General features: G+C 65.8%; 24 protein-coding genes and 1 tRNA gene. 9 read left to right on the plus strand and 16 right to left on the minus strand.

The features are described from left to right. Window positions 1-25: 25 nt before the first annotated feature. The 4 genes from AM586_RS07220 to AM586_RS07235 form a co-directional block, all read right to left on the minus strand. Window positions 26-110: transfer RNA gene (locus tag AM586_RS07220), tRNA-Leu, on the minus strand. Window positions 111-346: 236 nt separating this feature from the next. Beyond that, window positions 347-802 (minus strand): preprotein translocase subunit SecG, encoded by a 456-nt coding sequence (secG, locus tag AM586_RS07225; RefSeq protein ID WP_047826278.1) that lies wholly within the window; start codon window positions 800-802, stop codon window positions 347-349. Window positions 803-824: 22 nt separating this feature from the next. Then, a complete protein-coding gene (gene tpiA, locus AM586_RS07230) occupies window positions 825-1,601 on the minus strand; it encodes a triose-phosphate isomerase (RefSeq protein ID WP_082439700.1) in 777 nt (258 codons plus the stop codon). Window positions 1,602-1,732: 131 nt separating this feature from the next. Further along, the gene (locus tag AM586_RS07235) at window positions 1,733-2,719 is read right to left on the minus strand and encodes an NAD(P)H-quinone oxidoreductase (RefSeq protein WP_047826280.1); all 987 of its coding nucleotides are present in this window, start codon (window positions 2,717-2,719) and stop codon (window positions 1,733-1,735) included. 252 nt (window positions 2,720-2,971) lie between these two features. Here AM586_RS07235 and AM586_RS07240 point away from each other — a divergent pair, with 252 nt between their 5' ends. Next, entirely contained in the window at window positions 2,972-4,321 is a 1,350-nt protein-coding gene (locus AM586_RS07240) for an SGNH/GDSL hydrolase family protein (protein WP_082439701.1), read from the plus strand. A gap of 150 nt (window positions 4,322-4,471) precedes the next feature. Here the strand turns inward: AM586_RS07240 and AM586_RS07245 are convergent, their stop codons facing one another. The 3 genes from AM586_RS07245 to AM586_RS07255 form a co-directional block, all read right to left on the minus strand. Continuing rightward, the gene (locus AM586_RS07245) at window positions 4,472-4,822 is read right to left on the minus strand and encodes a KGG domain-containing protein (RefSeq protein WP_047826281.1); all 351 of its coding nucleotides are present in this window, start codon (window positions 4,820-4,822) and stop codon (window positions 4,472-4,474) included. A 170-nt stretch (window positions 4,823-4,992) separates the two neighbouring features. Continuing rightward, window positions 4,993-5,607 (minus strand): tetratricopeptide repeat protein, encoded by a 615-nt coding sequence (locus tag AM586_RS07250; protein WP_047826282.1) that lies wholly within the window; start codon window positions 5,605-5,607, stop codon window positions 4,993-4,995. A gap of 58 nt (window positions 5,608-5,665) precedes the next feature. Further along, window positions 5,666-6,427: a GIN domain-containing protein gene (locus tag AM586_RS07255; protein WP_060567008.1), complete on the minus strand. Its 762-nt coding sequence runs from the start codon at window positions 6,425-6,427 to the stop codon at window positions 5,666-5,668. Between the two features lie 294 nt (window positions 6,428-6,721). Between AM586_RS07255 and AM586_RS07260 the strand changes: the two genes are divergently transcribed. Continuing rightward, a complete protein-coding gene (locus AM586_RS07260; RefSeq protein WP_229411270.1) occupies window positions 6,722-8,134 on the plus strand; it encodes a pitrilysin family protein in 1,413 nt (470 codons plus the stop codon). Window positions 8,135-8,144: 10 nt separating this feature from the next. Continuing rightward, entirely contained in the window at window positions 8,145-9,554 is a 1,410-nt protein-coding gene (locus AM586_RS07265) for a pitrilysin family protein (RefSeq protein ID WP_047826284.1), read from the plus strand. An 81-nt stretch (window positions 9,555-9,635) separates the two neighbouring features. Here AM586_RS07265 and AM586_RS07270 read toward each other — a convergent pair whose 3' ends face one another. From AM586_RS07270 to AM586_RS07300, 7 genes are all read right to left on the minus strand, one after another. After that, window positions 9,636-9,824: a hypothetical protein gene (locus AM586_RS07270; RefSeq protein ID WP_047826285.1), complete on the minus strand. Its 189-nt coding sequence runs from the start codon at window positions 9,822-9,824 to the stop codon at window positions 9,636-9,638. A gap of 83 nt (window positions 9,825-9,907) precedes the next feature. Then, window positions 9,908-11,797, minus strand: coding sequence for a response regulator (locus tag AM586_RS07275; protein WP_047826286.1), 1,890 nt, complete (start codon window positions 11,795-11,797; stop codon window positions 9,908-9,910). A 3-nt stretch (window positions 11,798-11,800) separates the two neighbouring features. Beyond that, window positions 11,801-13,123 carry a sensor histidine kinase gene (locus tag AM586_RS07280; protein ID WP_047826287.1) on the minus strand — a complete coding sequence of 441 codons (1,323 nt, stop codon included), beginning with the start codon at window positions 13,121-13,123 and terminating at the stop codon, window positions 11,801-11,803. Then, window positions 13,120-14,154, minus strand: coding sequence for a SpoIIE family protein phosphatase (locus tag AM586_RS07285; protein WP_052234429.1), 1,035 nt, complete (start codon window positions 14,152-14,154; stop codon window positions 13,120-13,122). The genes AM586_RS07280 and AM586_RS07285 overlap by 4 nt, the downstream gene beginning before the upstream one ends. Then, the gene (locus tag AM586_RS07290) at window positions 14,142-14,609 is read right to left on the minus strand and encodes an anti-sigma regulatory factor (protein ID WP_082439702.1); all 468 of its coding nucleotides are present in this window, start codon (window positions 14,607-14,609) and stop codon (window positions 14,142-14,144) included. Before AM586_RS07290 ends, AM586_RS07285 begins: the two co-directional genes overlap by 13 nt. Next, entirely contained in the window at window positions 14,609-14,965 is a 357-nt protein-coding gene (locus AM586_RS07295) for an STAS domain-containing protein (RefSeq protein WP_047826288.1), read from the minus strand. Before AM586_RS07295 ends, AM586_RS07290 begins: the two co-directional genes overlap by 1 nt. A gap of 7 nt (window positions 14,966-14,972) precedes the next feature. Then, the gene (locus AM586_RS07300; RefSeq protein ID WP_047826289.1) at window positions 14,973-15,833 is read right to left on the minus strand and encodes an STAS domain-containing protein; all 861 of its coding nucleotides are present in this window, start codon (window positions 15,831-15,833) and stop codon (window positions 14,973-14,975) included. Window positions 15,834-16,009: 176 nt separating this feature from the next. Between AM586_RS07300 and AM586_RS07305 the strand changes: the two genes are divergently transcribed. The 3 genes from AM586_RS07305 to AM586_RS07315 all read left to right on the plus strand — a co-directional run bounded on the left by AM586_RS07305 (window position 16,010) and on the right by AM586_RS07315 (window position 17,678). Continuing rightward, complete coding sequence (locus AM586_RS07305; RefSeq protein WP_047826290.1) at window positions 16,010-16,450, plus strand: hypothetical protein; 441 nt, start codon at window positions 16,010-16,012, stop codon at window positions 16,448-16,450. 80 nt (window positions 16,451-16,530) lie between these two features. Beyond that, a complete protein-coding gene (locus AM586_RS07310; RefSeq protein ID WP_047826291.1) occupies window positions 16,531-17,262 on the plus strand; it encodes a LysM domain-containing protein in 732 nt (243 codons plus the stop codon). Beyond that, a complete protein-coding gene (locus tag AM586_RS07315) occupies window positions 17,253-17,678 on the plus strand; it encodes a lysozyme inhibitor LprI family protein (protein ID WP_047826292.1) in 426 nt (141 codons plus the stop codon). The genes AM586_RS07310 and AM586_RS07315 overlap by 10 nt, the downstream gene beginning before the upstream one ends. 94 nt (window positions 17,679-17,772) lie before the next feature. On the opposite strand, the gene pnp is transcribed toward AM586_RS07315, so the two are convergent. Next, complete coding sequence (gene pnp, locus AM586_RS07320; protein ID WP_047826293.1) at window positions 17,773-19,884, minus strand: polyribonucleotide nucleotidyltransferase; 2,112 nt, start codon at window positions 19,882-19,884, stop codon at window positions 17,773-17,775. A gap of 203 nt (window positions 19,885-20,087) precedes the next feature. Then, a complete protein-coding gene (gene rpsO, locus AM586_RS07325; protein ID WP_047826294.1) occupies window positions 20,088-20,357 on the minus strand; it encodes a 30S ribosomal protein S15 in 270 nt (89 codons plus the stop codon). A gap of 187 nt (window positions 20,358-20,544) precedes the next feature. On the opposite strand from rpsO, the gene AM586_RS07330 reads away from it, so the two are divergent. The 3 genes from AM586_RS07330 (at window position 20,545) to AM586_RS07340 (ending at window position 22,431) form a co-directional block, all read left to right on the plus strand. After that, complete coding sequence (locus AM586_RS07330; protein ID WP_047826295.1) at window positions 20,545-21,060, plus strand: hypothetical protein; 516 nt, start codon at window positions 20,545-20,547, stop codon at window positions 21,058-21,060. 31 nt (window positions 21,061-21,091) lie between these two features. Continuing rightward, a complete protein-coding gene (locus tag AM586_RS07335) occupies window positions 21,092-21,595 on the plus strand; it encodes a membrane protein (protein WP_047826296.1) in 504 nt (167 codons plus the stop codon). A gap of 68 nt (window positions 21,596-21,663) precedes the next feature. Continuing rightward, entirely contained in the window at window positions 21,664-22,431 is a 768-nt protein-coding gene (locus tag AM586_RS07340) for a hypothetical protein (RefSeq protein WP_060567010.1), read from the plus strand. Window positions 22,432-22,474: the final 43 nt, after the last annotated feature.

Below are 22,474 nucleotides of genomic sequence, written 5' to 3' on the forward strand. Positions count from 1 at the left end.
TGCGCCCTAGCTGGCTTCTGTATCTTGGTGCCGACGGCGAGACTCGAACTCGCACAGCTTGCGCCACTACCCCCTCAAGATAGCGTGTCTACCAATTTCACCACGTCGGCTGGAGACCAGTATTCTACCCTGCCTAAGCATGTTTTTTCAATGCTCAAATTGCGCTAGCACAAGGAAAAATACTCTTTTTCTCTACTTTATTTTCGCTGTATTCACAGCCTGGCGGGTCGAGAAGCCGCCAGAGCTTGCCGGCGGAGAGAATCCACCGATACTACACCTCCCTGTGCAAGCCTGCAGGGAGGGGTCCGCTTTTGCCGTGCGGACCGGAACGTCGTCTTGCCTGGTCTTACTTGGTGGGCACCGGAGCGGCCGGGGCCGGCGCTGCCGGAGCAGCACCTGCCGCCGGCGCGGCAGCCGGGACATCCTGGGTCGCGGCCGGCACGGCCGGTGCCGCCGCCGGTGCCGGCGCCGTGTTCGGAACAGCATTGCCCGCGTTGTTCGCCGGCGCGGTGGCAGGCGCCTGCGCACGCTCCATCACGCCGCCGCCGACGCTGGCCGCCGGGCGGCTGGTGCCGAAGTAGGCCAGCGCCAGGGTCGAGGCGAAGAAGATCGCTGCGGCGACGGCGGTGGACTTCGACAGGAAGTTCGAAGAACCGCTGGCGCCGAACAGGCTGCCGGACGCGCCGGAACCGAAGGCGGCGCCCATGTCGGCGCCCTTACCGTGCTGGACGAGCACCAGGCCGATGATGGCCAGTGCGGACACGACCTGCAGAACAACGATCAGATTGAACAACACGTTCATTATTATTCCATTCCAAGGTTAACTACGTTGCAAATTCGTTTGATGCGCGGGGCTCAGCAGCATGGATGATAGCCAGAAAGTCCTGCGCCTTCAACGCCGCCCCGCCGATCAGCCCGCCATCGATGTCGGGCTGGGACAGCAGTTCGCGCGCATTGTCCGGCTTCATGCTGCCGCCGTACAGGATGGCCACCTCGTCCGCCGCTTCACCATTGCGCGCCCGGAGCTGCTCGCGCAGGCGCGCATGCACTTCCTGCGCCATCTCCGGCGTGGCGGTCCTGCCGGTGCCGATCGCCCACACGGGTTCGTAGGCGACCACGATCTTTCCTACCGCTTCAAGCGGCAGCAATTCCAGTACCGTGGCGAGCTGCTCGCCGACCACGTCGAAGGTCTGCCCTGCTTCGCGCTGCTCCAGCGTTTCGCCGACGCAGACGATCGGGGTCATCCCCTCCTTCATCACCGCCAGCGCCTTCTTCGCCACCAGCGCGCTGGTCTCGCCATGGTAGGCGCGGCGCTCCGAATGGCCGACGATCACGTAGCGGCAGGCGAAGTCGGACAGCATCTTCGCGCACACTTCGCCCGTGTAGGCGCCGCCTTCATACGCGGACACGTCCTGCGCGCCCCAGGCGATCGGGCCACCCTTCAGCGCGTCTTCGCACTGCTGGAGGTAAGGCGCCGGCACGCACACGGCGACCGAGGCCCTGGCCTCGCCCAGTCCCGCGGCGATCCCTTCCAGCAGGGCCGCATTGTCCGCACGGCAGCCGTTCATCTTCCAGTTACCTACGATGAGCTTGGGCCGCATCAGAACCTCACCGTCAAATAACCCGCTATTTTAGCGGTCGTTGATAGGGCGGTCAAACGAAGGCTGACCAAAGGCATGTTTTTCATGGTTGCTTCCAGAGTTGTGGGTATTCTTTCCTCAGCGGGCGCGGCTCAGCCGGTGGCCACTTCGAGCACGATCTTGCCGACATGGGCGCTGCTCTCCATCAACGTATGCGCCTCGGCCGCCTGTTCGAGCGGGAAGCGGCGATGGATCACCGGCCTGATCTTGCCGGCCTCGATCAGCGGCCACACGCGTTCGCGCAACTCGCGTGCAATCTGCGCCTTGAAGGCCACCGGGCGCGGACGCAGGGTCGAGCCGGTGATGGTGAGGCGGCGGCGCAGCACCTGGCCGAGGTCGACCTCGGCGCGCGCGCCGCCCAGCAGCGCGATCAGGACGATGCGGCCGTCGTCGGCCAGGCAGGCGATCTCGCGCTTGAGGTAGTCGCCGCCGACCATGTCGAGCACCACGTCGACGCCCTTGCCGCCGGTCAGTTCCTTCACGACCGCCGTGAAGTCTTCGAGCTTGTAGTCGATGGCGCGTTCGGCGCCGAGGCGCTCGCAGGCCTGGCACTTGTCCGCGCTGCCGGCGGTGGCGAACACGCGGTGGCCGAGCGCGGTGGCGAGCTGGATCGCGGTGACGCCGATGCCCGAGCTGCCGCCCTGCACCAGCAGGGTTTCGCCGGGCTGGAGGGCGGCGCGCTGGAACACATTGCTCCACACCGTAAAGAAGGTCTCGGGCAGCGAGGCGGCCTCGAGCGCGCTCAGGCCCTTCGGCACCGGCAGGCATTGTTCCAGCGGCGCCGCGCAGTACTCGGCATAGCCGCCGCCCTGCACCAGGGCGCAGACCAGGTCGCCCTTCTTGAACCCGCTGTCGCCGAGCTCGCCGTCGACGATCTCGCCGGCCACTTCGAGGCCCGGCAGGTCGGAGGCGCCCGGCGGCACCGGGTACTGGCCGAGACGCTGGAACACGTCCGGACGGTTGACGCCGGCGGCGATGACGCGGATCAGGATTTCGCCGGCCTTCAGTTCGGGCATCGGCCGCTCGCAGAGCTGCAGGACCTCGGGCTTGCCGGGTTGCGTGATTTCGATAGCGCGCATGGTGATGTAAGTGCCTGTTAAATAAGTGGCAATTGTACGCCACCGGCAAGCTCCCGACCAAGCGAAGCACCGCGCAAAAATTGCTGATAACGCTACCAATGCGCAAGTAAATGCTGAGTTGCATCCAAAATGCGACGTGGCTTAGCGCCAGATCAACGGTAGAGCTCCTATGCCTTGTTGGTCCAGTCGAGGCTGCTAGATTGGCTCAGCGGGCTCATGCATATTGCATTGCCCATCACTAAGGAGCGAAACATGAAGTTGAGCTTTCCTGCCCTGCTGGACGCCGGGCGCCGCAGCAGCATCGTCGCCGGCCTGGCCCTGGCCACTACCCTTGCCTTCGCGCCGCCCGGCGTACAGGCCCAGGACTGGACCACCGAACACTGGGTCGGCACCTGGGGCGCGGGCCCCGGCGGCCCGCCGCTGCCGGCGACCACCCAGACCTTCACCGACCAGACCCTGCGCCTGATCGTGCACTCCAGTGTCGGAGGCAATCGGGTCCGGATCCGCATCTCGAACGAGATGGGCTCGACGCCGCTGCGGATAGGCTCAGCCCACATCGCGCTGCGCGCCGGCGGCGCCGACATCCAGGCCGGGACCGACCGTCCGCTGACCTTCAGCGGCAACACGGCGATCACGATCCCGCCGGGCGCGCCGGCGCTGTCCGACCCGGTCGAGCTGAACGTGCCGGCGCTGTCCGACCTGGCGATCAGCGTCTACCTGCCGGGCACGGTCGGCGCCACCACGATCCACGGCACCGCCAGCCAGACCAACTACGTCTCGCTGCCGGGCGACTTCACGGGCGCCGCCTCGCTGCCGACCCAGCGCACGATCCTGTCCTGGCCGTACCTGACCGAAGTCGACGTCGACGGCGGCCAGGCGTCGGGCGGGGCCGCCATCGTGACCCTGGGCGACTCGATCACCGACGGCACCCGCAGCACGCCCGACACCAACAACCGCTGGCCCGACTGGCTGGCGCGGCGCCTGCAGACCGTGCGCGATCCGATCACGGGGATCAACGGCCGCCTGGGCGTGGTCAATCGCGGCATCAGCGGCAACCGCCTGCTGTCGAATCCGCCGGAAGGCTCGCTGGCCGGCCGCAGCATCCAGGAACGCTTCGACCGCGACGTGCTGGCCACCGCCGGGGTGCGCTACATGACCCTGATGATCGGGATTAACGACATCGGCAACAGCTCGGCGGCGAATCCGGTGTCGGCCGACGACCTGATCGCCGGCTACCGCCAGGTGATCGCCCGTGCGCACGAAAAGGGGATCGCGGTGTACGGCGCCACGCTGACGCCGTTCGAAGGCGCCGGCTATTATTCGCCGGAGAAGGAAGTGGTGCGCCAGGCGGTCAACAACTGGATCCGTTCGAGCGACGAGTTCGATGCCGTGATCGACTTCGACCGCGTGACGCGCGACCCGGCCCACCCGACCCGCTTCCTGCCGGCCTACGACAGCGGCGACCACCTGCACCCGAACGACCTGGGCTACCAGGCGATGGGCAATGCGGTGCCGCTGGAGCTGTTCCGCTCGCTGGGTGCGGGGTATCCGAGGATGCATCCGGCGCAGATGGCGAAGCCGGCGCCGGCGACGGTGCAGTAGGCCGAAAAGCGCGTTCCCGCGCCATGAATACGTCGTTCCTGGCATTGCCAGAAACGACTCCCCGCGGAGGCGGGGACCCGGGTTCTGCCAAAGCCGTCGAAACGCTCGCAGACTTGGGTCCCCGCCTGCGCGGGGACGACGCTTGGTGAATTACTTCTTGTTGTCGTTCTTGTGGCTCTGCGAGCCGGCCTTCGCGTGCTGCTCCGAGGAGCCGCCGCGGGTGCCGCCGCTGCCACCACTGCCGCCGCCGCTGCCGCCGCCGCTCTGCTGGCTGCCGCCGCCCTGGCTCTGGCTGTTGCCATCGTTCTTGTGGCTCATGGAGCCGGCGCGGCGTGCCTCTTCCGAGGTGAACTCGTGGGCGTTGCCCGAAGCGTGGGCTGCCTTGCCGCCTTCCGAAGCGATTTCACGCTGCTTTTGCGGGTCCATCGAGGCGAAACCGCGGTTGCTGGTGTCGCTCTGGTTGTTGCCCTTGTTACCGCCGCCTTGGTTGTTCGATGCCATGATTGCTGCCTCCAATGAATAGTTGGGTTATGCACCAGCCCGTTAAAAAACTGGCTGAGAGAAGACCATCTTAGTCATCATGGCCCGGCCCGCCCACCAACAACGCCCCATGGCTTTGTAGGATTACGCCTTCATGGAGCGTCAGCGTCATCTTTGCATCAGAAAGCAACTCAAGGGTTGCCTGCGCCCGTCCTGGACTGGGTCGGCAGCGGCGTCCCGGGCTTCCAGTTGCGCGACAGCGCCTGCGCTTCCTCGATCTGTTCCTGGGTCATCTGGCGCGCAACGATGGCGCGCTGTTCGGTCGCGCTGCGATGGCCGTTGGCGGCCGCTAGGTTCCACAGCATGTAGGCGATCACCATGTCCTGCGGCATGCCGGCGACATGGTAGCGGTACATCAGGCCCAGCGCATGCTGGGCGTCCGGATGGCCCTGCTCGGCGGCCTTGCGGAACCAGGTCACCGCCAGCTTCTGGTCCTGGGGCACGGCATTGCCCGTGTAGTACATCGCGCCGATCACGTACTGGGCGTCGGCCTTGCCCTGCTGCGCCGCCTTGTAGTGCCAGGCGAAGGCCTGTTTGTAGTCGCGCGGGACGCCGCGGCCCATGTAGTACATCAGGCCCAGCAAATGCTCCGCATCCGCGTTGCCGGCCTTGGCAAGCGGCGTGATCTCCTTCAGCGCCAGCGCATAGTTGCGGGCGTTGTAGGCATTGGCGCCTTCCGTGAAGCCTGCCATCGCACTGCTGTGCAGCCCCAGCGCCAGCAGGATGGCAACGATGTGTTTTCTCATTGTCTCGTTCGGAACGTCTTGTTTTTGCTGTCGTCCTGTAGTGGCCGTAGCTGTGCGCTTACTTCCAGCTCACCTTGCCCAGCCCGTCGACCGCCACCTTGCGGTTCAGCGGTTTGCCGTACACGGTCACCGAACCCATGCCGGACAGGTTCAGGCTCGCGTTCTGGTGCGCCGTGACGCTGGCATTTCCCAGGCCCGACAGGTCCACGTTCACGTTGTCGGCCGTGAATTCCTTCGCATCCAGGCTGCCCAGGCCGCCGAGGTCGGCCTTCAGCCACCTGGCGCGCCCGCTCAGGGTCACGAAGCCGGCCCCGCGCAGGTTCAGGTCGACGCCCTCGCCGTTCAGGCTCTGCAGATGCATGCTGCCGATCCCCCCCAGGCTGGCCGAGACCAGCTTGTAATTACAGGATATCCGCATCGATCCGGCGCCATCGAGGCTCAGTTCCAGTTCCTCGCCGGAGAAGCCGGAGACATCGGTGCTGCCCACGCTGTCGGAACTCAGCTCGCGCAGCGCCGGCAGGGTCAACTCGGCGTGCAGGGAGCCCAGGCGCACGCGTCCGTGGAGTTCGGTATCGATGTTCAGCGTGTCGCCGCTCTGCACGGTGACGGTCTTCGCCAGCCAGCGCGGATCCCCGCTCAGGGTCAGGGTGGCCGTGCTGCCCTGCCGGATCCGCAGGTCGACCGCGCCGTCGAGCTTGACGCGCACCACGCGCGCATCGATCGGGCGCGTCTCGGTGGCGACCTCGGGCGCTGCCAGCGCGATGCCGAAGCAGGCCCAGAGGCTAGCCGCCGCCACGCCGAGCTTAAAAACCTTGTTCATCCAATTCTCCGCAATCCATGTTTATGGCAAGCATCAGGGTAAGGGCTTGGCTCGTCAATGCCCAGCGGATTGCGACGAACTGCAAAAAGCGCGCCCCGAGCGACAGGATGGCGGGACTGGGATGCAGCGGGCCGGTCATTATGCGGGACGCAAAGACACGAAATTGTATGAATTTGTCGTCGCGTTAAATTACTTTTTTACATTGCATTAAGTTAAGATAAGACGCTGCCTGGATACGATCCGGGCAACAAGACGCTTTTCGAGTCCAGTCCAAAACAGAGGTTATCAATGCGCATGCGCCTATTACCCGCCCTGCTGGCCGGTGTGTCGCTGTCGATGTCCGCGTACGCCGCGAACAGCGATCAGTGGACCCTGCCGGTGCACGTCAAGAAGCTCGACAACGGCCTGACGGTCGTCGTTTCCGAAGACCACAGCTCGCCCACCGTTGGCGTCTCGGTCGTCTACCACGTCGGCATGCGCCTCGAGCCGCGCAACCGCACCGGTTTCGCCCACCTGTTCGAGCACCTGATGTTCCAGGGCACGCCGAACGCGCCGAAGGGCGTGTTCGACCGCACCATCACGGGCGGCGGCGGCAACAACAACGGTTCGACCCGTCCCGACTTCACCAATTACATCGAGACCGCGCCGGTGTCCGCCATCGAGCCGATCCTGTGGCTGGAAGCGGACCGCATGAAGACCCTCGACTTCAACCCGGCCACGCTGAAGAACCAGCAGGACGTGGTGAAGGAAGAGATCCGCGTGAACGTGAAGAACCAGCCCTACGGCGGCTTCAACTGGATCGACATCAGCAAGCTGGCCTTCAACAAGTGGGAGAACAACCACGACGGCTACGGCAGCTTCGAAGACCTCGAAGGCGCCAGCCTGGACGACGTGCGCGGCTTCCACCGCGACTACTACGGCCCGAACAACGCGGTGCTGGCGATCGCCGGCGACCTCACCCCGGCCCAGGGCTTCGCGCTGGCCCAGAAATACTTTGGCGGCATCGCCAAGCGCCCGACGCCGAAAGCGACCGACTTCGCCGAAGGCCCGAACACCGAGGAAAAACGCATCGAGCAGAGCGACGCCCTGGCCCAGGTTCCGGCCGTGGCCGCCGCCTGGAAAGTGCCGGCCCGCGGTTCGAAGGACCAGGCGCCGATGGCCGTGCTGGCCGAACTGCTGGCCGGCAGCGACGCCTCGCTGTTCTACCAGGGCCTGGTGAAGGGCCGCCAGATCGCGCTGAACATGTCCGGCGGCTTCGGCCTGACCGGTCCCTTCGAATACGACGGCCCGACCCTGTTCACCGTGACCGCGCTGTACAAGCCGAACAGCAACGCCGACGCCCTGCTCGCCGCAATGGACGAGGAAATCGCCAAGGTCGCGAAAGACGGCGTCGACGACGCCACCCTGAAGCGCGTCAAGACCAGCATGGTGGCCGACTGGAACAACGGCCTGGAAAACATCCTGCGCCGCGCCGACACCCTGGCCAAGCTGCAGACCCTGTGGGGCGACGCCAACGTCGTCAACAAGGTGCCGGGCTGGATCGAAGGCGTGAGCTCGAAGGACGTCCAGCGCGTCGCCGCCACCTACCTGGTGAAGGCCAACCGCACCGTGATCGACCGTAAGCCGGTGGCGAAGCCCGCGCCGGCGGCCGCCCCGCAAGCGCCGAACAAGGCCGACACCACCCCGGCCCCGGCCGAAAAGAAATAAGGAGAGCACAATGAACAAACTGATGCTCATCGCCGCCCTCTCGGCGGCTTTCGCTTCGCCCGCGTTCGCGGCCGACACCGCCGCCCCTTCCGGCATGCCCGCCTACGGCAAGGACAAGCCGCTGCCGGCCCCGCACATCGCCAGGAAGACCCTGGCCAACGGCCTGCAGGTCTGGGTGGTGCCGCGCAACGGCGTGCCGCGCGTCGACATGGTCCTGGCGGTGCGCGGCGCCGGCTACATCGCCGATGACGCCGCCCACCCGGCCTTCGCCAGCATGCTGGCCGGCCTGCTGAACGAAGGCACCGCAAAGCACGACTCGCGCGCCATCGCCGAGCTGGCCCAGGGCCTGGGCGGCGGCGTGGGCGGCAGCGCCAGCGCCGACGGCATCACCGTCAGCGCCAACGCGCTGGCCTCGCAGGCCGGTTCGATGATGCAGCTGCTGGCCGAAGTCGCGCGCACCCCGTCCTTCCCGGCCAAGGAAGTGGCGCTGGCCAAGACCAATGCGCTGCAGGCGCTGCGCGTGGCCGAGACCCAGCCGCGCTTCCGCGCCGACCGCGCCCTCAACCGCGCGGTGTTCGGCGATCACCCCTACGGCCACACCACGCCGACCGTCGAAGGGATCACCTCGGTCGACGAAGCGCTGCTGCGCGCCGAGCACGCCAAGCGCTTCCGTCCGGACCAGGCGCTGCTGGTGATCACCGGCCGCATCAAGGAAGGCGAGGCCATGAAACTGGCGCAGCAGGCCTTCGGCGACTGGAAGGCCGAAGGCCCCGCCCCGGCCGCCAGCGTCAAGGCGCCGGACGCCGCCAAGCCGGTCCGCGTGCTGCTGGAACGTCCGGGCAGCGTGCAGTCGACCATCCGCCTGGGCGGTCCGGGCATCGCCGCCACCGCCGCCGACCAGGTGCCGCTGCGCCTGGCCAGCACGGTGCTGGGCGGCGGCTTCTCGAGCCGCGTCAACATCAACCTGCGCGAGGAAAAGGGCTATACCTACGGCGCCTCGGCCGGCGCGCGCATGATGCGCGAAGCCGGCAGCATCGTCGGCGGCGCCGACGTGCGCAACGACGTGACCGGCGCGGCCCTGAGCGAGTACTTCAAGGAGTACAAGCGCATCGGCGGCGAACTGATCCCGCCGCAGGAAATGGAGATGCACAAGCGCTACGTGGCGGGCGGCTACGTGCTGGCCAACCAGATGCAGCGCGCCGTGGCGGCCACCCTGGCGGGCAACTGGCTGGTCGGCCTGCCGGCCGAGTTCCTGGCCCAGTACGTGCCGCTGATCCAGAAGGTCACGCCGGAACAGGTGCGCGACGTGTCGAAGAAGTATTTCGCGCCCGAGAACCAGTCGATCGTCGTGGTCGGCGACAGCAAGGCGGTCGGCGAGCAGCTGAAGGCTTTCGGCGACTTCACCGTGACCGACAAGTAATCCGCAGGCGAGGATGTGCAAAAGCCTCCCGGGTGCGAGCCCGGGAGGCTTTTTATTTGCCGGCGTTCGGCGCTGCGCGCCTCACTTTTTGGCGGACTGCTTGTTGCCGCTGTGCGAAGACTGCCTGGTCTCGCCATGTTCGGCGCGCTGCTTGTTGACGATGCGCGACGCGACCTCTTCCTCGCGGCCGGGATAGCGGTGCTCTTTCTTGAATTCGGTCTCGAGTTTCTTGTACTCGCGCTCGCGCTTGGGGCTGGCTCCCTTGGGCATGATGACCTCCGTGTGGTGGTTGATGCCGCCAGAGTAGACCCGCCGCGTTTGCGCTTCGGTGCGCTGACACACCGAAGCACGCGTCAGCCTTGCAGCGCCTTTTCGAGGTCGTCCAGCTCCGCCGGCTTGACCAGGTGCGCATCGAAGCCCGCTTCCTGGGCCTTGCGGCGGTCTTCCGGCGAACCGTAGCCGGTGTGCGCCACCAGCCGGATGTCGCGCAGTTCGGGATGCTGCTTGAGCATGCGCGCCACCTCGTAGCCGTCGACGTTCGGCAGGCCGATGTCGAGCACGATCACGTCCGGGCGGCGCTCCAGGGCGAGCTCGATGATGTGGGTGGCGTCGGCCGTGGTGGTGGCGTCGTAGCCCATCTCGGCCAGCAGGAAGGCCATCATCTCCATGGCGTCGATGTTGTCGTCGACCAGCAGCACGCGGCGGTGTTTCGTCCCGCCCTGGCCCGCCTGCTCGGCGGCGGGCGCCGGCTGCGCGGGCATCGCGGTGCGCAGCACCGGCAGCTCGACCGTGAAGGTGCTGCCCATGCCGATCCCCGGGCTGCTTGCCGACAGGTGCCCGCCATGCATTTCGAGCAGGCGCGAGACCAGCGACAGGCCGATGCCCAGCCCTTCCGGCGCGCGGTCCGGCGGCACCGCCGCCTGGGCGAACATCCCGAAGATGCGCGGCAGGTTGTCCTCGGCGATGCCGATACCGTTGTCCTGCACCGCAATGCGGACCAGTTCGCCGTCGAGCTTCACTTCGACGCGGATCTGGCCGCCCTTGGGCGTGAATTTGGCGGCGTTGTGCAGCAGGTTGCCCATCGACTGCGCCAGCCGCACCGGATCGCCCAGCACCCAGATCTGGCGCTCCGGCTGGACCACGTCGAGGTGGTGCCCGCGCGCCGTGATCAGCGGGCCGGCGGTCTCGATCGCCTGCGCGATCACGGCCGTCATCTCGACCTCTTCCTTGCGCAGCGCGATCTTGCCTTCCGAGATGCGCGCCACGTCCAGCAGGTCGTCGACCAGGTGGGCCAGGTGGTCGACCTGGCGCGTGATCACCTCGCGCGCCCGCGCCTGGCGCTCGGCGGCGGCGGCGCCGGTGGAACCGAGCAGCGCGGCCGCGTTGCGGATCGGCGAGAGCGGGTTGCGCAGCTCGTGCGCCAGGGTCGCCAGGAACTCGTTCTTGTTGCTGTCGGCCGCGCGCAGCAGGCTTTCCATTTCCTTGCGCCGCGTGATGTCGCTGGTCACGCGCGCCACCCGGTAGACCTCGGCGCGCCCGTCGCGCACCGGGAACAGGCGGTCGCGCACCCAGCGCAGCGCGCCGTCCTTCAGCACGATGCGGAACTCGGCTTCGTAGTGCGGATGCGCCTGCACGCCGCGCCACAGCCCGTCGACATAGGCGCGGTCGTCCGGATGCACGGCGTCCATCCAGCTGCCCGGCTCGCGCTCGAGCGACTCGACGCTGCGCCCCCAGATCGCCGGATAGGCCGGGCTGACGTATTCGAGCGAGCGGGCCGGCACCGAGAACATCCAGAACACGTCCTCGATGTTGTCGGTGAGCTGGCGGAAGCGTTCTTCGCTGTCGCGCAGCGCGCTCTGGGTGCGGCGCATGCGCAGCAGCGCGTTGACGTTGGCGATCAGTTCGTCGGCTTCGATGGGCGCCGCCAGGTAGTTGTCGGCGCCGCCCTCCAGGCCGCGGATCTTGTCGGCGCGCCCGGTCAGCGCAGCCGACGTCTGCAGCACCAGCACCATGGCGCTGTCCGGGTCGGACTTGATGCGGCGGCAGACCTCGATGCCGTTGATGTCCGGCAGCTTGACGTCCAGCAGGACCAGCGAAATCGCACTGTGCTTGACCGCCGCCAGCGCATCGGTGCCGTTGGTGGCTTCCACGACGTCGAATCCGGCGCTTCGCAGGATCCGGGTCTTCGCGTAGCGGGCGCCGTCGTTGTCGTCGACATTCAGGATCAGGGTAGGGTTCGTCATCGTCTATCCATCAATTTGCGGTAGGCTGCGCGGCAACACCAGCCGGAAGGTGGAGCCGGCGCCGACCTGGCTTTCCACCTCGACCCGGCCGCCGAGCAGCTCGGCCAGCTTGCGGCACAGCGGCAGGCCGAGTCCGGTCCCCTTGCTGCGACGCTGCAGCGGGTGCTCGATCTGGCTGAACTCCTCGAAGATCAATTGCAGGTTTTCCGCGCTGATGCCGATCCCGGTGTCGGCCACCGTGAAGGTGATGGTATCGTGCTCGCGGTCCTGGAGGGCGCTCACCTTCACCGAACCCTGCTCGGTGAATTTGAGCGCGTTCGAGATGAAGTTGCGCAGCACCTGGGAAATCTTGCCCTCGTCCGATTCGAAAGCCTCGTCGACCTCCGGCGGCTCGAACACCAGCTCGACCTTGCTTTCGTCGACCAGCGGCCGCAGCATGCCCTTGAGCGCGCGGAACAGGTTCTCCGGCACCACCGGCGCCACCTGCAGATCGACCTTGCCGGCCTCGATCTTGGCCAGGTCGAGCAGGTCGTTGACCAGTTCCGACAGGTCGTTGGCGGCCCGCTCGATGAACTTGACCTGGCGCTCCTGTTCCTGCGTGAGGTCGCCGTCCAGGCGGTCCAGCAGCAAGCGCGCCAGGGCGCGGATCGAGGACAGCGGGGTGCGCAGCTCATGGCTGGTGTTCGACAGGAAGCGCGACTTCATCTCGTCGGCGAGGCGCAGGCGCTCGGCCTTGTCCTCGATCTCGGCGTACAGCGCGACGATGCCGCGGTTGGTGTCCTCCAGCTCGCGGGTCAGGTCCAGCAGGTCTTCCTGGCGCTCGCGCAGCTCGGCCAGGGTGGCCACCAGTTCCTGGTTCTGCTGGTGCACTTCCAGGTAGCTGTTCGCCACCGGGCTGTCCTTGGCCAGCTGGGCGCCCAGCTCGGCCAGGCGGGCCGGGCCCACGTAGGCCTGGGGCGGCAGGCTCTTGCGCATCGTGACCGCCGGCGCGCCGCGCGCGTCCGTCCCGATCGTGCACTCGTCCATCAGGCGGTGCGCCGTGACCACCGCGTCGTCCGGCAGCGGTGCGGCGGCGGCCGTGCTGCCGGTGGTGATGGTCATCTCCAGCCACTGGCGCCCGCCCTGGTCGAGCACCTGGAACAGGGCCCGCCCGCCGAAGCCGAGCTGGCAGGCGCCGCGCGCCACCTCCGACACCGCGGTGGCGACGCGCACCTGGTCCTGCTGCGAGAAACCGAGCAGCCCCGAGACCTGGCGCGCGCGCTGGCGCACCAGCACCACGTCCTGCTCGCCGGACAGGCCTACATTCAAGATCCGCTGGCTGCTCATGCATGCCCTCCCCGGCGCCGCCCGACCAGCACCATGGCGTCGTCGCGGCGGCGGATGAAATCGCGCATCAGGATGCCCGCCACCAGCACCGGCACGCGCGCGTACAGGCCGGGGTAATCCTCCAGGCTCCACTGGGTATGCACGCCGTCCGAATGCAGGATCACGATCGCGCCCGGCGGGCAGTCGGCGGTGAATTCCTGCACCTTGCGCATGTTCGCGCCGACGATGCCGTTATGCGAGACCAGCGCGCGCCGCGTGGCGCCGTCGTGGACCACGCCGTTGACGTTGCCGATCCCGGCGAAGCGCAGCGCGCCGCCGTCGTACTCGATGCGCGCCACCGACAGGGCCGCGCCGCGCGTGATTCGCAGCGCCTCGTGCGCCGCCTGCAGCACCTCGGCCGGCGCCGCGGATGGGCGGCGCTCGAGCGCGTGGATGGCCGCGTGCGCCGCCTTGGCCGCCTCCGGGCCGTGGCCCAGGCCGTCGACGCCCAGCAGCGTGGCGCCATGCCGCCCGCAGCTCGCGGCCCAGCCGTCGCCGCAGGCATCCTCGCCGCCCATCGGCACGCACAGCGCCCCGATCTCGATGCCGCAGGGTTCCGGCGGCGGGCTGCCGCGCCACAGGCGCATGAAGAAGGCCGCGCCCCTGTCGCGCATCGACCAGACGTCGAACTCGTCGGACTGGCGGCGCAGCGCGCCCAGGCCGGTGCCGGCAGTGCCGGCGGTCGAGACGCCGTCCTGGATGCTGGTCGCGAGGTCGGCGATGCCGGGGCCGTCGTCGATCGCCAGCACGTCGATGCCGGCCATGTCCGCGCCGGACTGCGCGCGCATGACGTACAGGGTGCCCTCGCCGGCATGCTTGAGGATATTGGTGCCGGCCTCGGTGATGACGATCGCGAGACGCCCCGCCTGGACGTCGTCGAAGCCCAGTTCGTCGGCCAGTTTCTGGCCTGAACGTCGGGCGGCGGCGATGTCGCTGGCGTGGTTGATCGGGAAGACGAGCTGTGGCGACAGCGAACTGATCAGCGTTTCCATTTGACGACAGACACTGCCGTGCCCTCTCCCGGACGGGAATCGATATCGAACTCATCGACCAGGCGCTTGGAGCCGCCCAGGCCGAGACCCAGGCCGCCGCCGGTCGTGAAACCGTCGCGCAAAGCCTGGTCGAGATCGGGGATGCCCGGCCCATTGTCCACGAAGACCAGGCCGACGCCGCGCCGGAAGCCATCTTCGAGGGAATCGAGATGGACTTCGCCGCCGCCGCCGTACTTGATCGTATTGCGCGCCAGTTCGCTGGCCGCCGTCACCAGCTTGGTCTGGTCGACCAGCGACAGGGCAATCGCCACCGCGCGCTCGCGCACGTGCCTGCGCAGCCCCACCACGTCCTCGTCGGAACGCAGAGGCAGGGTCATGCGCGCGGTACGCAGCCGGCTGTTGCGCTCCAGGAGCGCGGTATCGAAAGCTACTGCGTTATTGAGAGCTGCGCTCATCAAAAGTGCGTCTTTCCTAACAGGGTCATGCCCTTTTCCACGTTAAGTGCCGTCTTCACGCCGTGCAGGGTCAGGCCCAGCTCGACCAGCGTGATCGCCACCGCCGGCTGCATGCCCACCACCACGGTCTGGGCATCGAGCACACGCGCCATCGCGGCGGTGTTGCTGATCATACGCCCGATGAAGGAGTCGACCAGGTCGAGCGCCGAGATGTCGATCAGGACGCCCTTGGCATTGTCGCTCACGATGCGCTCGGTCAGGTCGTCCTGCAGCGTCATCGCGAGGCGGTCATGCATGTCGACCTGGATCGTCACCAGCAGCAGGTCGCCCATGCGGAGAATCGGAATACGTTCCATGCGAGGCTCAGGCTTTCTTCATGATCGAGGTGCCGGTGCGCTCGAGCGCGACCACGAAGGCATCGGCCAGGCTGGCCTTGGTCGTCACGTCTTCCAGGTTCACGCCGAGGTGGACGATGGTCTGGGCGATCTGCGGGCGGATGCCGCTGATGATGCAGTCCGCGCCCATCAGGCGGGCGGCGGCGATGGTCTTCATCAGGTGCTGGGCGACCAGGGTGTCGACGGTCGGCACGCCGGTGATGTCGATGATCGCGATGGCCGCGCCGGTGTCGACGATCTTCTGCAGGATGTTTTCCATCACGACCTGGGTGCGCGCCGAATCCAGGGTGCCGATCAGCGGCAGCGCCAGGATGCCGTTCCACAGCTTGACCACCGGGGTCGAGAGCTCGAGCAGTTCCTGCTGCTGGCGCACGATGATCTGGTCGCGGGCGCGCTGGAACACCTCGATGGTGTACAGGCCCAGCTTGTCGAGCAGGGTGCTGAGTACCCAGGAGGCGTTGGCCAGCACCGCCGGCTCGTTGGCAAAGCCCGCGTTCATGCGGGTGAACAGCGGCTGCTTGAGCGAGAACACGAAGGTCGCGGTTTCGCTCGGGGTCGAACCGCCCTTGGCGCGGCTCGAGGAGATCTCGGCCAGCAGGTCGCGCACTTCGTCCCACGAGCGGTGTTCGATGTTCTGCAGCTCGCCGCCGCGGGTGGCATTGCTGAAGGCCGTCAGGAATTGCTGGCAGTGCTTGCGCAGCTGCTCTTTCGAGACCGCATTGGACCGGACCGTCAGCGCATCCAGCTGGGCCACCCATTCGGCGCCGATCTCGGCCTCGTGTTCCTGGATGATCTGGCTGATGCGGGTAGCGTAGTCCTGAGTGGTCATCTTTCTTTTTCCTTTAGGTGCTTGGACGGTAAAGAGCCTTTTATGTCACATGACAAGGCCATTCTGTTAAATGACTAACTATACCATTCCTTTCCTTGATGACACGACACGATTGCGTGCGTCGCTTTTTATTTTTGACTTACAGTCGGGTTTGCCAATTCTTTATGGAATCGACGATGAGTCTACAAAACCTGCTGGAGATCGGCAGCCTCGACAAGGCTGAACCGCGGCGCGACGACATCCAGCGCCTGCTGGCCGCCGCCGAGCGCAACCTGAACGACGCCGCCGTCACCGCCATCAGCGACGAAAACCGCTTCGATGCGGCCTACAAGTGCGTGATGCAATGTGCCATCGCGGGCCTGCTGGCGAACGGCTACCGCACCTCGACCAGCAAGCCGGGCCACCACCAGACCGCGATCCAGTCGCTGCCGACCACCATCGGCCTCGACAATACAACCATGGTCGAGCTGGACGAGCTACGGAAGCTGCGCAATTGCGACGACTACGAAGGCGACCCGGTCAGCCCCGCCGCGGTCGAAGAAGCGCAGGCGCATGCGAAAGCCCTGCTCGCCCGGGTCAGGGACTGGCTGGGGGAGCATCATCCTGGGTTGGTTTGAGGGTGGGTTGCCGGGCAACAAACCGGGCTGCTTGGGCCTAGGCCATCATCCGCTTTGTCCCTTTAAAGTGGAGAAAGCAAATGGCGGAACAGGCATCGATGTCTGCGCTGGACAGGTGGAAAAACAATCTACGTAGCGCAATCGACTCACCCAAATGGAATGACTACGATTGCGAAATCAAAACCGCGGTCGAGGAATACAATCGCCATCTCGGCAATACTCCGGGCTTCCGAGCACTCGACTGGAAGCTCATCAAGGCCATGGTCTGGGTGGAAACAGGCGCCGAGAATGCTGAGTGGAAAACCAAACCCATGCAGATAGGTGTGAATGGCGATCCGGGGCTGGCTTCGCTCCTTCGCGGGAATGAAGGTGGCGACCTGATCATTCCTCCACTGTGGCAGGGGCGATTGACGGCGGGTTCCGCGCGAACGATACCCGCCCATAATATCCGTGCAGGGATCGGTTATCTGCTCATGCGCATGGCGAACTTTGAGCACCGAAGCGTCCAAAGTGACCAGACCGTACTGAACGTCGCCGTCAAGGCCGGCGACAATCTGGACAAGATCGCCAAAACTCAAGGGACGACTACGGAAATGCTGAGGAAGTTGAATCCCACCGCGTCAGTCTTGCGTCCCGGATTGGCACTCAGGTATCAGAAGGCGTCGGTCAAGCGTGTCATAACAGGGTGGCGTCTGATTACTACCAGTTTGATTGCACAGCGATACAACGGCGGAGGTGATCCAAACTATGCGAGGAAGCTCGACTTCGCGTTTGCTTTGCTCACCAATCGAAAGGAAGCAACATGCGGATGATTTCTGTCTTAGCAGTGACTTTGCTGATCCCGTTGGCTTCGACCGCTGCGCCTGCTAGTCAGCAAAATGCTCTTGACGAGTGCGGCGCCAACTCACAAGCCGGCATGCGCGAGTGTTTAGGCAGGAAGGCTATTGATAGCCAAACTTTGTTGAAGCGTGCCGAGGGCAATGCTATTGCCGCCTTAGGCCAATGGGACGAGGATGCCAAGTACGTGACGCTCGCGAAAAAGAAGCTCGACACCTCGGGTAAGGCGTTCGAACAGTATAGGGAAGCGCAATGCGCACTTGCCTCATCGCTTGGCGGAGGCGCTGTTACCAGTGCGCTTGAATTGCGCCGCCTGGCCTGCGTGATCGCGTTGAATAATGAGCGCGCAGCTTCGCTCGCAAGTAGTGTTACCGACCTTCCACGACGCTAAGCGAGCCGAGCGGGAAATAAAAAAACCGCCAGGCTCACGCACTGGCGGTTTTTACATTCAGCCAGCCGCCGAAGCGGCCAGCTCAGAGAGCAGCTTACTGCGCCGCGCCCGCCGCCGCGTCATCCGCGGCTGCAGCCTTCATCGACAGCTTCAGGCGGCCGCGCTCGTCGGTCTCGAGGACCTTCACGCGCACTTGCTGGCCTTCCTTCAGGTAGTCGGCCACGGCGTTGACGCGCTCGTTGGCGATCTGCGAGATGTGCAGCAGGCCGTCCTTGCCCGGCATGACCTGGACGATGGCGCCGAAGTCCAGCAGCTTCAGCACGGTGCCGTCGTAGGTCTTGCCCACTTCGACCGATGCGGTCAGCTCTTCGATGCGGCGCTTGGCTTCCTGGCCGGCGGCGGCGTCGACCGAGGCGATGGTCACGATGCCTTCGTCGGTGATGTCGATCTGGGTGCCGGTCTCTTCGGTCAGCGCGCGAATGACTGCGCCGCCCTTGCCGATCACGTCACGGATCTTTTCCGGATTGATCTTGATGGTGATCAGGCGCGGTGCGAAGTCCGACAGCTCGGTCTTCACGGTCGGCATGGCCTTCTGCATCTCGGCCAGGATGTGCTGGCGGCCTTCCTTGGCCTGGGCCAGCGCCACCTGCATGATTTCCTTGGTGATGCCCTGGATCTTGATGTCCATCTGCAGCGCGGTGATGCCGTTGGCGGTGCCGGCCACCTTGAAGTCCATGTCGCCCAGGTGGTCTTCATCGCCCAGGATGTCGGTCAGGACGGCGAACTTGCCGCCTTCCTTGATCAGGCCCATGGCGATGCCGGCCACGTGCGCCTTCATCGGCACGCCGGCGTCCATCAGCGCCAGGCAGCCGCCGCAGACGGAGGCCATCGACGAGGAGCCGTTCGACTCGGTGATTTCCGAGACCAGGCGCACCGAGTAGCTGAACTCGTCCGGCGCCGGCAGCGCAGCGACCAGCGCGCGCTTGGCCAGGCGGCCGTGGCCGATTTCGCGGCGCTTCGGGGTGCCCACACGGCCGGTTTCGCCGGTGGCGAACGGAGGCATGTTGTAGTGCATCATGAAGTCGTCGGTGTACTCGCCCATCAGCGCGTCGATCTTCTGGCTGTCGCGGCCGGTGCCGAGGGTGGCGATGACCAGCGCCTGGGTTTCACCGCGGGTGAACAGGGCCGAGCCGTGGGTACGCGGCAGGACGCTGGTGCGGATCGAGATCGGACGCACGGTGCGGGTGTCGCGGCCGTCGATGCGCGGCTCGCCTTCCAGGATCTGCGAACGCACGACCTTGGCTTCCATGTCGAACAGGATGTTGCCGACTTCGGCGCTATCCGCTTCGATGCCCTGCTCCTGCAGGCCTGCCATCACTTCGCCCGACAGCGACTTCAGCTTCTGCTGGCGCGCCGACTTTTCGCGGGTCTGGTAGGCGTCACGCACCTTGGCTTCGGCCAGCTGGGCGACTTGTGCGATCAGGGTTTCGTTCTTCGGCGCCGGGCTCCACTCGACTTCCGGCTTGCCGCCTTCTTCGACCAGGGCGTGGATCGCGTCGATCACGGCCTTCATCTGCTCATGGCCGTAGACGACCGCGCCCAGCATGATTTCTTCCGACAGCTGCTGGGCTTCGGATTCGACCATCAGCACGGCGTGCTCGGTACCGGCGACGACCAGGTCCATCTGCGAGGTCTTCAGCTGGGTGGTGCTCGGGTTCAGGATGTACTGGCCATTCGAATAGCCGACACGGGCGGCGCCGATCGGGCCGCTGAACGGGATGCCGGCCACGCACAGGGCGGCCGAAGCGCCGATCATCGCAGGGATGTCCGGATCGATCTCAGGATTCACGGACAGCACGTGGATGATGACCTGGACTTCGTTCAGGTAACCTTCCGGGAACAGCGGGCGGATCGGACGGTCGATCAGGCGCGACGTCAGGGTCTCCTTCTCCGACGGACGGCCTTCGCGCTTGAAGAAGCCACCCGGGATCTTGCCGGCGGCGTAGCTCTTCTCGATGTAGTCGACGGTCAGCGGGAAGAAATCCTGGCCCGGCTTGGCGTCCTTCTTGGCCACCACGGTTGCCAGGACAACGGTGTCCTCGACCGACACGAGGACGGCGCCGCTGGCCTGGCGAGCGATTTCGCCGGTCTCCAGGGTCACGGTATGGTCGCCGTACTGGAAGGTTTTCGTAACTTTGTTAAACATGGGTAATCCCTTTCTATTTGCCGACAGAATTTCAGGCGCTGTCGTTCACCTCACCACAGTTTTTGTTTTGGGAAACCGGGGTCAGATCCCGGTGTTCAGGGTGGGCTCTGACCCCGGTTTCCCAAAACAAAAACAAAAAATGCCTGCGGCAGTCGGGCTGACGCAGGCACTTCGTGATCAAGCCGATTGGCTCAATGCGTAGATTACTTACGCAGACCGAGCTTGGCGATCAGGTCGCGGTAACGGTTCAGATCTTTGTTCTTCAGGTAAGCCAGCAGGCTCTTACGACGGTTGACCATCATGATCAGGCCGCGGCGCGAGTGGTGGTCTTTCTTGTGTTCCTTGAAGTGGCCGTTCAGCTCGTTGATGCGTGCGGTCAGCAGTGCAACCTGGACTTCCGGCGAACCGGTGTCTTTGTCGCCACGTGCGTTATCCGCGATGATGGCGGCTTTGTTGATGTGTTCTACGGACATGATGTTACCTTTCACATGCGGTGCAAGAGTCGGAACCCAGCGCACCGTGAATTGTTAAAAAACTTGGCCTCGAAAGCCAAGACCGGGAAGTATAGGGGAAAATGACGGGTGAAGCCAGTATTTCCTCGGCTTCGCTACAATAGGCGGGTTGGCATTGCCGTTCTGGCATGCTCCAAGGATTAAAACGATGAAAAGAACCCACAAGAACTTCGCAAGACCCGCCATCGCCCTGGCGCTCATCCTGACCCTGTCCGCGTGCGCGCCGCTGGTGCGCAGGACGCCCGCGGTCGGCGCCCCGCTGTCCGAGGTGACGGCCAAGCTCGGCCAGCCGAACGCCGTGTATCCGGACCCGGCCGGCGGCCAGATACTGGAATACCGCGGCCAGCCGATGGGCCAGTTCCAGCACATGGCGCGCATCGGCGCGGACGGCCGGCTGCTATCCTACGAACAGGTGCTGACCAGCGAGAATTTCGCGAAGATCGAGATCGGCGTCTGGAACAAGGACGAGGTCCTGCGCCACTTCGGCCGCCCGGCCGAGGTGATGCGTTCGCGCCTGGAAGAAGGCGAGATCTGGTCCTACCGCTACAAGGAACAGGGCCTGTGGAACTCGATGATGAACGTGGACTTCAATGCGCGCGGCACGGTGCTGCGCGTGTTCAACAGCCCGGATCCGGTGCTCGACGACCGCTACCGGGGACTGTAAGCGCGTAAGGCCTTGCATGAAGGAGATTGCGATGAAACACACGATCAGGACAATCGCGCTGGCGGCGCTCGCATTCTCCCTGTCCGCCTGCGCGCCGATGTTCCGCCAGCCGCCGCCCCCGGGCGCGCCGCTGGCCGAAGTCACGGCCAGGCTGGGCCGCCCGGACGCGGCCTACCCGGAACCGGACGGCGGCCAGGTGCTCGAATACCGCGGCCAGCCGATGGGCCAGTTCCAGTACATGGCGCGCATGAGCCCGGACGGCCGCCTGCTCTCCTACGACCAGGTCCTGACCAGCGAGAATTTCGCGAAGGTAAAGGTCGACCACTGGACCAAGGCCGACATCCTGCGCAACTTCGGCCAGCCGGCCGAGACCTCGGCCGTGGCCTTCCACAACTACGAGGTCTGGTCCTACCGCTACAAGGAAGCCGGCGTGTGGAATTCGATGATGCATGTGCACTTCGACCAGCAGGGCGTCGTGCGCCAGATGCTGAATGGTCCGGACCCGCGCTACGACGACCGCTTCCGGCGCTTTTAAGCAATCGCTAAGCATGCGGTGAGGATGTGTGAGAAAGCAGCGCCGGCAGGCCGCTATACTCTTTCCACATGAACATTGCCTATCGTGCAGCCAGCACCGACCGCCGCCTGAGCCTGCTGCTGACCGCCCTCGTGCACCTGGCCTTGATCGCCGGCTGGTACGCGGCGCGCACGCTGCCGGCGCCGGCGCCCCCGAACGATGGCCCGCGCAGCCGCGTCCTGTGGATTCCCCTGCCCCGCTCCCGGCCCGCGCTGCGCGACAGCGAGCCCGCGCCGCCGCCAAAGGAAAGCACGGCGCGGCCGATCCCGCTGCATCCGCGTCCCGCCGCCCCCCTCGCCCTGCCGCCGGCGCCGGCGATCGAATCCCGGCCCACGCCCGCGCCCGCCGCCGCGCCCGCGCCGGCCCAGACGCCGGCCCCGGCCACGGCCACGGCCACGCAGCCCGCCCCGCCCGGGCCGAGCGCGGAACAAATCCTGGAACGCGCCCGGCGCGACATCGGCGGCATCGACAAGGCGCTGCGCAAGGAAAACAAGCCGTATATCGCGGCGCCGCTGGACAGCCCGCAGATGCGCCTGCGCCAGGGCATCGAGCACGCCCGCGCGATGGCGCCGAACCGCATCTGGGAAGCGCCCAAGGTCGAGGAACTGGTGAACAACACGGGCGACGGCGCGCGGCGCTCGCGCGTCGTCGGCGGCAGGGGCACCTACTGCGTCACCGAGCGCGCAACCAACACCGATGTCGAGATGATCGAACACCACGGCAAGCTGCGCATCACGAGCTGCCCGACGCACGAAGAGCCGGCCAAGAAGCAGGAATGGCGCACCCTGCAGGACTGAGTCCCGGCAGGCTAATACCTTAACAAAACCTTTTTCTTACTCC

The organism is Massilia sp. WG5 (assembly GCF_001412595.2).
Lineage (GTDB): Bacteria > Pseudomonadota > Gammaproteobacteria > Burkholderiales > Burkholderiaceae_D > Telluria.

Excerpts from the sequence above, each read along its gene's own strand:
- tpiA (WP_082439700.1), bottom strand. The coding sequence starts at position 1,601 with ATGCGGCCCAAGCTCATCGTAGGTAACTGGAAGATGAACGGCTGCCGT.
- AM586_RS07255 (WP_060567008.1), bottom strand. The coding sequence starts at position 6,427 with ATGAACAAGGTTTTTAAGCTCGGCGTGGCGGCGGCTAGCCTCTGGGCC.
- AM586_RS07275 (WP_047826286.1), bottom strand. The coding sequence starts at position 11,797 with ATGACGAACCCTACCCTGATCCTGAATGTCGACGACAACGACGGCGCC.
- AM586_RS07260 (WP_229411270.1), top strand. The coding sequence starts at position 6,722 with ATGCGCCTATTACCCGCCCTGCTGGCCGGTGTGTCGCTGTCGATGTCC.
- rpsO (WP_047826294.1), bottom strand. The coding sequence starts at position 20,357 with ATGTCCGTAGAACACATCAACAAAGCCGCCATCATCGCGGATAACGCA.
- pnp (WP_047826293.1), bottom strand. The coding sequence starts at position 19,884 with ATGTTTAACAAAGTTACGAAAACCTTCCAGTACGGCGACCATACCGTG.
- AM586_RS07250 (WP_047826282.1), bottom strand. The coding sequence starts at position 5,607 with ATGAGAAAACACATCGTTGCCATCCTGCTGGCGCTGGGGCTGCACAGC.
- secG (WP_047826278.1), bottom strand. The coding sequence starts at position 802 with ATGAACGTGTTGTTCAATCTGATCGTTGTTCTGCAGGTCGTGTCCGCA.
- AM586_RS07265 (WP_047826284.1), top strand. The coding sequence starts at position 8,145 with ATGAACAAACTGATGCTCATCGCCGCCCTCTCGGCGGCTTTCGCTTCG.
- AM586_RS07245 (WP_047826281.1), bottom strand. The coding sequence starts at position 4,822 with ATGGCATCGAACAACCAAGGCGGCGGTAACAAGGGCAACAACCAGAGC.
- AM586_RS07300 (WP_047826289.1), bottom strand. The coding sequence starts at position 15,833 with ATGACCACTCAGGACTACGCTACCCGCATCAGCCAGATCATCCAGGAA.
- AM586_RS07310 (WP_047826291.1), top strand. The coding sequence starts at position 16,531 with ATGGCGGAACAGGCATCGATGTCTGCGCTGGACAGGTGGAAAAACAAT.
- AM586_RS07285 (WP_052234429.1), bottom strand. The coding sequence starts at position 14,154 with ATGGAAACGCTGATCAGTTCGCTGTCGCCACAGCTCGTCTTCCCGATC.
- AM586_RS07330 (WP_047826295.1), top strand. The coding sequence starts at position 20,545 with ATGAAAAGAACCCACAAGAACTTCGCAAGACCCGCCATCGCCCTGGCG.
- AM586_RS07290 (WP_082439702.1), bottom strand. The coding sequence starts at position 14,609 with ATGAGCGCAGCTCTCAATAACGCAGTAGCTTTCGATACCGCGCTCCTG.
- AM586_RS07280 (WP_047826287.1), bottom strand. The coding sequence starts at position 13,123 with ATGAGCAGCCAGCGGATCTTGAATGTAGGCCTGTCCGGCGAGCAGGAC.
- AM586_RS07315 (WP_047826292.1), top strand. The coding sequence starts at position 17,253 with ATGCGGATGATTTCTGTCTTAGCAGTGACTTTGCTGATCCCGTTGGCT.
- AM586_RS07335 (WP_047826296.1), top strand. The coding sequence starts at position 21,092 with ATGAAACACACGATCAGGACAATCGCGCTGGCGGCGCTCGCATTCTCC.
- AM586_RS07235 (WP_047826280.1), bottom strand. The coding sequence starts at position 2,719 with ATGCGCGCTATCGAAATCACGCAACCCGGCAAGCCCGAGGTCCTGCAG.
- AM586_RS07305 (WP_047826290.1), top strand. The coding sequence starts at position 16,010 with ATGAGTCTACAAAACCTGCTGGAGATCGGCAGCCTCGACAAGGCTGAA.
- AM586_RS07340 (WP_060567010.1), top strand. The coding sequence starts at position 21,664 with ATGAACATTGCCTATCGTGCAGCCAGCACCGACCGCCGCCTGAGCCTG.
- AM586_RS07240 (WP_082439701.1), top strand. The coding sequence starts at position 2,972 with ATGAAGTTGAGCTTTCCTGCCCTGCTGGACGCCGGGCGCCGCAGCAGC.
- AM586_RS07270 (WP_047826285.1), bottom strand. The coding sequence starts at position 9,824 with ATGCCCAAGGGAGCCAGCCCCAAGCGCGAGCGCGAGTACAAGAAACTC.
- AM586_RS07295 (WP_047826288.1), bottom strand. The coding sequence starts at position 14,965 with ATGGAACGTATTCCGATTCTCCGCATGGGCGACCTGCTGCTGGTGACG.